Source organism: Paenibacillus sp. J14, assembly GCF_000518465.1.
GTDB lineage: Bacteria > Bacillota > Bacilli > Paenibacillales > Paenibacillaceae > Fontibacillus > Fontibacillus barengoltzii.
The window spans coordinates 35,310-44,217 of record NZ_JADQ01000040.1; the positions used below are offsets into that span (position 1 = coordinate 35,310).

General features: G+C 52.2%; 9 protein-coding genes. 2 read left to right on the forward strand and 7 right to left on the reverse strand.

The genetic code is table 11. From position 1 onward, the window contains the following. Window positions 1–167: 167 nt before the first annotated feature. Window positions 168–956 carry an IclR family transcriptional regulator gene (locus M891_RS0115210; protein WP_009225218.1) on the forward strand — a complete coding sequence of 263 codons (789 nt, stop codon included), beginning with the start codon at window positions 168–170 and terminating at the stop codon, window positions 954–956. 266 nt (window positions 957–1,222) lie between these two features. Beyond that, window positions 1,223–1,417 (forward strand): hypothetical protein, encoded by a 195-nt coding sequence (locus M891_RS0115215; protein ID WP_028539441.1) that lies wholly within the window; start codon window positions 1,223–1,225, stop codon window positions 1,415–1,417. 74 nt (window positions 1,418–1,491) lie between these two features. On the opposite strand, the gene M891_RS0115220 is transcribed toward M891_RS0115215, so the two are convergent. The 7 genes from M891_RS0115220 to M891_RS0115250 all read right to left on the reverse strand — a co-directional run bounded on the left by M891_RS0115220 (window position 1,492) and on the right by M891_RS0115250 (window position 8,224). Then, window positions 1,492–2,724, reverse strand: coding sequence for a Zn-dependent hydrolase (locus M891_RS0115220; RefSeq protein WP_174844496.1), 1,233 nt, complete (start codon window positions 2,722–2,724; stop codon window positions 1,492–1,494). Then, window positions 2,714–3,289 (reverse strand): L-2-amino-thiazoline-4-carboxylic acid hydrolase, encoded by a 576-nt coding sequence (locus M891_RS24015; RefSeq protein ID WP_028539443.1) that lies wholly within the window; start codon window positions 3,287–3,289, stop codon window positions 2,714–2,716. The genes M891_RS0115220 and M891_RS24015 overlap by 11 nt, the downstream gene beginning before the upstream one ends. A 368-nt stretch (window positions 3,290–3,657) precedes the next feature. Continuing rightward, window positions 3,658–4,371 (reverse strand): ABC transporter ATP-binding protein, encoded by a 714-nt coding sequence (locus tag M891_RS0115230; protein ID WP_028539444.1) that lies wholly within the window; start codon window positions 4,369–4,371, stop codon window positions 3,658–3,660. Between the two features lie 35 nt (window positions 4,372–4,406). After that, window positions 4,407–5,186, reverse strand: coding sequence for an ABC transporter ATP-binding protein (locus tag M891_RS0115235; RefSeq protein ID WP_028539445.1), 780 nt, complete (start codon window positions 5,184–5,186; stop codon window positions 4,407–4,409). Further along, complete coding sequence (locus tag M891_RS0115240; protein WP_028539446.1) at window positions 5,186–6,145, reverse strand: branched-chain amino acid ABC transporter permease; 960 nt, start codon at window positions 6,143–6,145, stop codon at window positions 5,186–5,188. Before M891_RS0115240 ends, M891_RS0115235 begins: the two co-directional genes overlap by 1 nt. Window positions 6,146–6,154: 9 nt before the next feature. Beyond that, window positions 6,155–7,027, reverse strand: coding sequence for a branched-chain amino acid ABC transporter permease (locus M891_RS0115245; protein ID WP_028539447.1), 873 nt, complete (start codon window positions 7,025–7,027; stop codon window positions 6,155–6,157). A 69-nt stretch (window positions 7,028–7,096) separates the two neighbouring features. Continuing rightward, window positions 7,097–8,224: an ABC transporter substrate-binding protein gene (locus tag M891_RS0115250; protein WP_028539448.1), complete on the reverse strand. Its 1,128-nt coding sequence runs from the start codon at window positions 8,222–8,224 to the stop codon at window positions 7,097–7,099. Window positions 8,225–8,908 lie beyond the last annotated feature (684 nt).

Genomic DNA, 8,908 nt, shown 5'->3' on the forward strand with positions numbered 1-8,908 from the left:
CAAGTCATTGCACCGCGAAAACGATGTCTCCATACGCTTGGCGTCAGCAGGATCTGACTGATCCCGTCTAACAACAATTCAACATTAACAAAGCACTATTGACATGATCATAATATAAATGAAATATTGTATTGTAGCTAATTATTGTTTTACAGGAGGCACCCATTGTGAGCCAAAAAAATCCTCGAATGATTCAATCCGTCCAGCGCGCCCTGGATATCATCAACTGCTTTGATTCCCTGCACGTCCAACTGTCGCTAACGGAGATCAGTCAGAAGCTGAATCTGAACATCAGCACGGTACACGGCCTGATTAATACGTTAATCGCATACTCATATATCGATAAAAATCCGGACAATGGCAAATACAGACTGGGGCTGGAGTTTTTGCTCAAGGCGAATCTGGTATCACAGAGTCTGGATTTGAAGGAGATTGGACATCCTTATTTAACCGACCTGACAAAAAAATATCACGAAACCTCTCATTTATATATATACCAGCATGAGCAGATTTTTTGCGTGGATAAAGTCGAATCGCCCAACAATTACTTCATCATCAGTTCCAGAGCCGGCCATAAGCTGCCCCTCCATGCTTCTGCCTCAGGGAAAGTGTTCCTGGCCTACATGTCCGAGGCTGAACTTCAAAATTTCCTGAGCAATAACAAACTGACAGCGCTCACCGACCATACCATTACGGACAAAAAAAAGCTCCTCAGCAACCTGCAACAAATTCGGGAGCAAGGCTTCGGAATTGAGAATGAAGAGATTGAAACAGGCGCTTACAGTATCGCCGCTCCGATCCGGGATGCCTCACACCGCATCGTCGGCACGATCAGTGTAGTGGGCTCGATCACACGAATCAAGGGGCAGGAGAGCGAGATTCGAGCCGACCTGCTAGAAGCCGCAGCTGCGATCTCCGGCCAATTCGGGTACCGTGTTCATTCTTTTACAGAATAAATAGCATACACGCGCAGAAGCAGTCCTTGCGATTTCTCGCATTCCGGATACATCAGCCAGAGACTCGGCGTCCGGATTATAATTGGTGTTTGTGTTTATGTCATACGTATCGGTTTTGCCTACCGCGTCGGTAATACATTCAATTCCGGCGAAGCTGATCCCGTTCTGCTCCAGGAGCGCTTCATACTTGGCAATCAGCGGGCTGGATCCCTCGATTACCTCGAACTTCGTTCTTTCAGTCGCGCAAGCAGTGCGTCATCTATGGCATGGGCATTGTGCTGATTCCTAAAATCGCCGTCAAGGATCAGCTTATTCAGCATGCACTATCCAGCTTCTCCGTTGCTCGGGGAGAGCTGCAGCCATTTTATTCACAGATTGTATTATCCAAGAACAAACATATCACCGCACCGATCAACGATCTCACCTCGCTGCTGACGGTACATGAGTTTGCGGCCGGCTAAAGGCGGTTAACATTGAAAAAGACCTTCCGGCCAGACTGGTCAAAAGGTCTTGATGGTACGGCAGAATAGAGAATCTACTTCGCGAGAAGCAGCAAAGCATGATACAGCACCTCGGCTCCCAGCCCGCAATCCTCCTTGGAGCTCCACTCCTGCGGATGATGACTGATTCCATTCCGGGAACGCACAAAGATCATACCAAGCGGCCATAGGCCGCTAAACTGCATCCCGTCATGGCCGGCGCCGCTGACCAGCTCCGGCAGAGGGTCCGGCAGCCCGGCAAGCTTCCCGGCAGCAGCGATCGCTTCCTTTACCTCCGGAGAGCTCGGAGCCGGCGCGACTCTTTGCAGCAACTCAAGGGTGAGCTCCGTGCCATGCTTTCGGCACACTTCGCCCGCGTAATCCCGGATGCGGCCTTCCAGCATATCCCGCTCGGCCTCTTCCACGTCCCGCAAATCCAGCGAGAACTGTACTTGCCCCGGTATAACATTGACGCCTCCGGGCAGGGTCTGAATTTTGCCAATCGTGGCCACGGCATTCGGAAATTTCCGGGTCTCTGTATAGATGTAGCTCATGAGCTCTGTTGCCGACTGCAGCGGATCTCTGCGCAGGTTCATCGGCGTCGCGCCCGCGTGACCGGCCTGGCCTTTGATCGTGAACTGCTGCCACAACGGTCCGGCAATTCCGGTTACGAGGCCGACAGGCTGACCGATACTCTCCAGCACGACCCCCTGTTCAATATGAAGCTCGACGTATGCCTTGACCTGATCCGGCTCTCTGGCCGCCTCCTGCACCCGCTCAGGCGCCAGGCCGGCCGACCTCATCGCCTCGGCAATCGTAATGCCGTCCGCATCCGCATGTCTCAAATTTTCGGGACGCAGGGTGCCGGCGACAGCGCGGCTGCCGATCATGCCGAACCCGAATCGGGAGCCTTCCTCATCGGTGAAGGCGATCACCTCAATCGGATGTGCGGTAGCGATGCCCTGCTCCTGCATCGTCTGAAGCGCCTCTATGGCGGCCAGCACGCCCAAAGGACCGTCAAACTTGCCCCCGGACGGCACCGTATCGATATGTGATCCTGTCAGCACAACAGGCGCTGCCGGGTCGCTTCCTTCCCGCCGTCCGATCAGATTGCCTGCCGCATCCTCGCGCACGGCAAGGCCCGCTTCCTTCATATAGCGTGCAACCTGTTCCTTGGCCTCACGCTCCTCGGCGGTAAACGAAAAGCGGGTGACTCCCCCGCTCTCCTGCGCGCCGATCTCGCCAAGCTCCATCAGCCGCTTCCACAGGCGTCCGGCATTAATGATCATCGCCCTCGCCTCCGGCCTTTTCCTTCTTATCGGCGTCTGTATTGTTCTCGTTGTCTGCTTCATTCATTTTAAATCTGAAATGGCAGTTCCCGTCCTTGAGCAAATATTTATCATGCTCCACTTCAAAGTTCGGATTGTACCCTCTCGCAATGGCCGGATCGATCATTTGACAGTACAGAATGCCGTACTCCTCCATGCCGTCCTTCTTCCACTGGTCGCCAAACGCGCAGCGGGTAAAGTTCTGCTCGATCTCTAGCGGATGATACTCTGTGACATATTCAAACAGATCGCTGCGCCCCATATCGTAGTTCGGCAGGTAACTGTGAATGTCGTTGGGCTGTCCAGCCGCAGCTGCACGCCGGGCGATATCTCTGCCCCGCTCCTCACCGAATGTGCGAACCCCTTCGCGAATGGCGTCTTTGCCCTCTTCGCCGAAGCGGTCAACAACCGCCTTCGAGAGATGAGCAAACAGTTTCGCCATAATAGTATACGGATCTACCGGCTCCAGACTTTCATCATGATCAATTGTCGTATTGGATTGCTTGTCTGTCGATTGTTGTCCCATTATGAATACCTCCCAGGTTCAAAAGTGTGTCGGTGTCTCTACCTTCTACCTTAGCCTTAGCACCATTATCCCTTATGATCAGGTTGCAGGCCAAGCTCTGTCTTTTCACTTCTCCTGGCGCCCCTGTCTTTGATACTCGTGTCTCATCTTTGATTCTCGTGTCTCATTCCCGGCGCGCCATTGATCTCGCATCTTGGAGAGCTGCTTCCATATGCAAAGAAATGTCCTTCTTCCGAGTTTGTCGGTCTCCTTGTTGCCTGATCAAACGGGATATTGTGCAAAGCATACAGCAATAGCGAGTATTTATGTCCTACAAAGGCTCAAGCTGACTTAGGTGCTGATAAAAGTTAAGTTATATAGTTGCAAGCTTAATGTTTTGTCGTCCCCAAGTACACAGATTTGACAACGTTGTTGTTTCTCAAGTCCGCCGCTGCGCCATGCACGACGATCCGGCCCGTCTCCATCACATAGCCCCGATGAGCCGTTGCCAGCGCCATGCGGGCATTCTGCTCTACCAACAGGACGGACACGCCCTCTTCGTTAATTTGCCGGATGGCGGCAAAAATCTCCTTCACGATCAGGGGAGCCAGTCCCATGGACGGCTCATCCAGCAGCAGCAGCTTCGGTCTGGCCATCAATGCGCGGGCAATCGCCAGCATCTGCTGCTCGCCGCCGCTCATCGTTCCGGCCAGCTGCTTCTGCCGTTCCTCCAGCCGCGGAAACAGCCCGTACATTTTTTGAATATCGGCGGCAATCTCGGCCTTGTCGCGCCGAACATAAGCGCCAAGCCGCAAATTCTCCAGCACGGTCAGATCGGGAAACACGCCGCGCCCCTCGGGAACCTGGGAAATGCCCAGCTCCACAATGCGATGGGGCTCCAGCTTGGTGATGTCCCGTCCTTCAAACCGGATGCTTCCCTCCGCACGTTTGATCAAGCCGGAAATGCTGCGCAGCGTCGTTGTTTTGCCGGAACCGTTCGTTCCAATCAGCGCCACAATTTCTCCGCTGAATATATCCAGATTCAGCTGCTTCACCGCCTGAATGACGCCATAATTCACCTGCAATCCCTGGATTTCCAGCATCTTTAGTCCCTTCTGGCCGGCATGTTGTCTCTCCGTCATCGTTCCTCGACCTCCCCGCCCAGATATGCCTCGATAACATTCGGGTCGTTCTGAATCTGCGACGGACTTCCCTCCGCAATCTTCACCCCATAATTCAGGACAACGATGCGATCGGAAATGTCCATCACCAGGCCCATGTCATGCTCAATCAGTATAATCTCGATGCTGTACTGGCTGGACAGACGCTTGATTTTCTGAATCAGCTCGGCCTTCTCGACAGCGTTCATTCCGGCCGCCGGCTCATCCAGCAGCAGCACCTCGCAGCCAGTCGCGAGCGCGCGGGCGATTTCAAGCAGTCGCTGCTCACCGTATGGCAGACCGCCTGCGAGTATATCCAGCTTGTGCTCCAGACCGACGATGGCCAGCTTCTCCACACAGTCCTGCACAATCGCCTCACGTCTGCGCTGGAGTGCCGCCCGGGATTTGAAAATGGCCGAGAACATCCCTTCTTTATTACACTCGGCATGGGCAACCAGCACGTTCTCCAGCACCGTCATGTTCTTGATCAGTCTCGTATTCTGAAAAGTTCTTGCCAGACCGAGCTCTACTCTCCGGTAGGGCTTGAGCTTGTTAATCACGGCATCCTTGTAGCGAATCGTGCCAGAGGTCGGGCGATAGATGCCCGTAAGCAGATTGAACAGGGTCGTTTTTCCCGCCCCGTTCGGGCCGATAATCGATAAAATCTCGCCGCGGCGTACCTCCAGGTTAATGTCGCTCAAAGCCGTCAGGCCTCCGAAATTCACCGACACGTTGTTCAGTTCGAGTACCTTCTCCATCATTTGTTCCCAACCTTCTTCACGTTTCCGTAAAAGTTACGTTTCCGGTATTGCTCGCCCCAGAATCCCGAAGGCTTGAATATCATCATTAGCACGATGGCCAGGCCAAGCAGAATCATTCGATAATCGCTCACATATCTCAAGATTTCGGGTGCCGCCACCAGAATGACCGCACCAAGCACAGAGCCCGGCAGACTTGCAGCTCCCCCTAATATGACCATCGCAAGGATATTCACAGAATCCAAATACCGGAATGCATCTGGACTGACATACGAAATATAGGTCGCCCAAAATGCACCGGCGGCACCGGCGAAAAATCCCCCGACGGTAAAGGCCAGCAGCTTGTAATAATTCGGACGGATGCCGACCGATTGAGCCAGCGTTTCATCTTCGCGTACCGTCAGCAGGCTGAGGCCGACGCCCGAATGCACCAGTCTATGGATGACAACATAAGTGATCAGCACCAGCAGCAGAATCAAGTAGTAAAACTCCAGCTTGTCCCTGAACACAAAGCCGAAGAGCGAAGGCGCCGGAATGCCCGGCAGGCCCATCGGGCCACGGGTCAGATCGACCCAGCCGACAAAAATAAGCCGGACAATTTCTCCGAAGCCGAGGGTCACGATCCCTAAATAGTCCCCCCGCAGCCGGATGACAGGACTGCCAAGCAAGAAGCCGAACAGCCCGGCAATGGCAGCCGAGGCGGGAAGCGCGATCCAGAAGGACAGATGGAAATGCAGCATCAGCAGCGCAGCGGCATACGCGCCGATCCCGTAGAAGGCCGCATGCCCAAGCGCAAACTGCCCCGCATACCCGATAATGACGTTAAGGCTCAAGGACAGCATGGAAAAAATACCGATCATAATGACAACATGCAGCAAATAATCATTGACCAGCTGAAGCACAATCGGAAGGACAATGGCCAGCACAGCCGCGGCGGCCATGGCCGCTTTCTTGTTCATACCTATCACCTATACCTTGTTGATCTCTTTGCTGCCAAGGATGCCCGAAGGTCTGATCAGCAGTACAATGATCAAAATTGAAAATGAGATAACGCTCTTGTATTGGGTCGAAATATAAGCGCCGCCGAGCGTTTCGACGAGACCAAGCAGCACGCCGCCCAGCATCGCGCCCGGGATGTTTCCGATTCCTCCGAGTACCGCAGCCGTAAATGCGTTAATTCCTGCCATATACCCCATCGTCGGATAAACCGCGTTGTAATAAATGCCGACCATAATGCCGGCGCATGCTGCCAGCGAAGAGCCGATGGCGAAGGCAAGGCTGATCATCCGGTTCGTATTGATCCCCATCAGTGCGGCGTTGGTCAAGCTCATCGAGGTCGCCCGCATCGCCGTCCCTGTTTTGGTCCGGGTTACGAACAGTTGCAGACCCAGCATCAGCAAGATGGACAGCAGCAATATCAAAATTTGGATTTCAGAAAATGTGATGCTTCCGAATGTGTAAGTCCGGCTGCCAAAAGCGGTCGGGAAAGGATGCATCTCCGTCCCCCACAATTTCTGCGCCAGGCTGACCAGGAGCGTGGACACACCGAGAGCGCTGATCAGCGGCACGATCCGGTCCGCCAGACGCAGCGGCCGGTAGGCGAGCCGCTCGATAAGCATGCCAATTCCCGCCGTAACGGCAGCGGATAATAAGAAAGCGAGATATAAAGGAAGCTGAAATTCCTGCATAAAAAAGAGTCCCAGAAAACTGCCGATCATAAAGATGTCGCCATGCGCAAAGTTAACGATTTTCAGTATGCCGTACACCATCGTATATCCGAGTGCGATCAAGGCATAAATGACACCGATGGTCAGCCCGTTGGTCAATTGCTGGAGGAACATGCGTAACACCCCTTCAAAGCCGAGGAACAGGAAAACGAGCTTTCCTGTTCCAGGTTCACGTAATGACTATTATTTATAAAGTTCAAATTTGCCGTCCTTAATCGTCAGCCGGGACGGCTCTGTAATAACGTCCCCATTCTCATCAAAACTGATAACGCCCGTGGCGCTGTTGTAATCTTTCAGTGTTTCCAGGTAAGACTTGATTGCTTCACGATCTGCGCCCTGCTCCTGGATCGCCTTGATAATGACCGAGGTTGCCACGTACGAGTAAGCAGCATACGTATCCGGCTTGCTGTTGTACTTGGCCTGGTACTCCTCATTAAATCGGGTCGCTTCGGCATTGTCGCCGCCCGGATAGAAGAATCCGATCAGCTTGAAGCCTTCCACAGATTCCTTGCCCAGATCAAGCAGCGCTTCAGAATACAGGCTGTCGACACCGATGAAATCAACGTCCAGGTTCAGCTTCTTCGCCTGCTGGGCGATCAGCGCCGCTTCATTATAGAAACCGCCGATAAAGATGGCGTCCGGCTGCTTCTCCTTGATCTTGGTTAGCACGGTGCTGAAGTCCTTATCGCCCGGATTGAAAGCCTCAGCAGCCACAACCTCGATGCCGTTCTCCGGCGCCGATTGCTGGTAAACATCAAGCAGCCCGAGTCCGAAGTCAGATTGTTCATAGATGAGAGCTACCTTGCCGTAGCCCAGTTCCTTCGACCAGCCGGCTAGGTAGTCGGCCTGGAACGCATCGGTCGTAATAACGCGGAAGGTATATTCCCCGGCATTCGTCACAGCAGGAGCGCTGGAAGAAGGCGATACTTGAACAATTTTGTTCTTGTTGTATATCGGTGCCGTTGCCAGCGTCGCCGAGCTGTTGAAATGGCCGACCACGCCTAGAATGCTCTTGTCGGTTACGAATTTATTGGCGACGTTCACCGCTTCGTTCGAATCTCCCTTGTCATCCTGAATTACAATTTCGATTTGCTTGCCGTCAATGCCGCCAGCCTCATTGATCTGTGCAGCCGCCAGCTCGGCGCCGTTCTTGAATGCTGTTCCATATTGGGCCTGCGTGCCTGAGATCGGTGCTGCTAGACCGATCCGGATCGTATCCCTGTTAGCTTGGGAATCGTCGCTTGCTCCACATCCGCTCAGCAGCCCTGCTGCCAAGCCGGTGATCGCAAGTGCGGATAAAAATCGTTTCATTGTAATCCCCCTTAAAGATGAATTAATCCTATGAGTTAAGTATGGCTTTATTATAATGAATCGTTTTGAAATTGCAACACAAATTTTTGTATAGTCATATAAGTTTCGATAATGTCAAATAATACAGCAGGCTGCAAATGCCCTTAGTGCCATATTGAATGATCTGGATGATTGTAGTCTCGGGCTGCTGCTCAGCCTTCTTTCCAGCCAGCTCGACAATGCTTCGCTGATCGTAACAGGAGAAATTTACTATTGAATAAATATTTTGCAATTCAATTATTAAACACCAGCATTTGTAGGAAACAAAACTCGTCAAAATATATATGATTTTTCGAACATAATTCACTGCAAACCACTCGATTGGCGGAAATATATTCGATTTTTCATATAAAATCTCAAGTTTTGGGCTTCAAGGGCACTAGCCTTGCACCAAACCTGACATGAGAAATTACAGAAAAATTGTTTGTAAAATATCCTAAATATGGTTGNTATTACTGGTATTCTTCTGGTTGCTCATAAAAAAATCTCCTATTGTTAAGGTGTAGGCATGTTACCCACTCCATAACAGAAGGAGACCATAGCATGGGTAACAATAACTCAAAATCAGTCATTTGTAAATGCCTAAATTTGCTGAATGTCGGAGAATACCGCGGCCTGCTTGCCGACCATCGCACTCGCAAACTT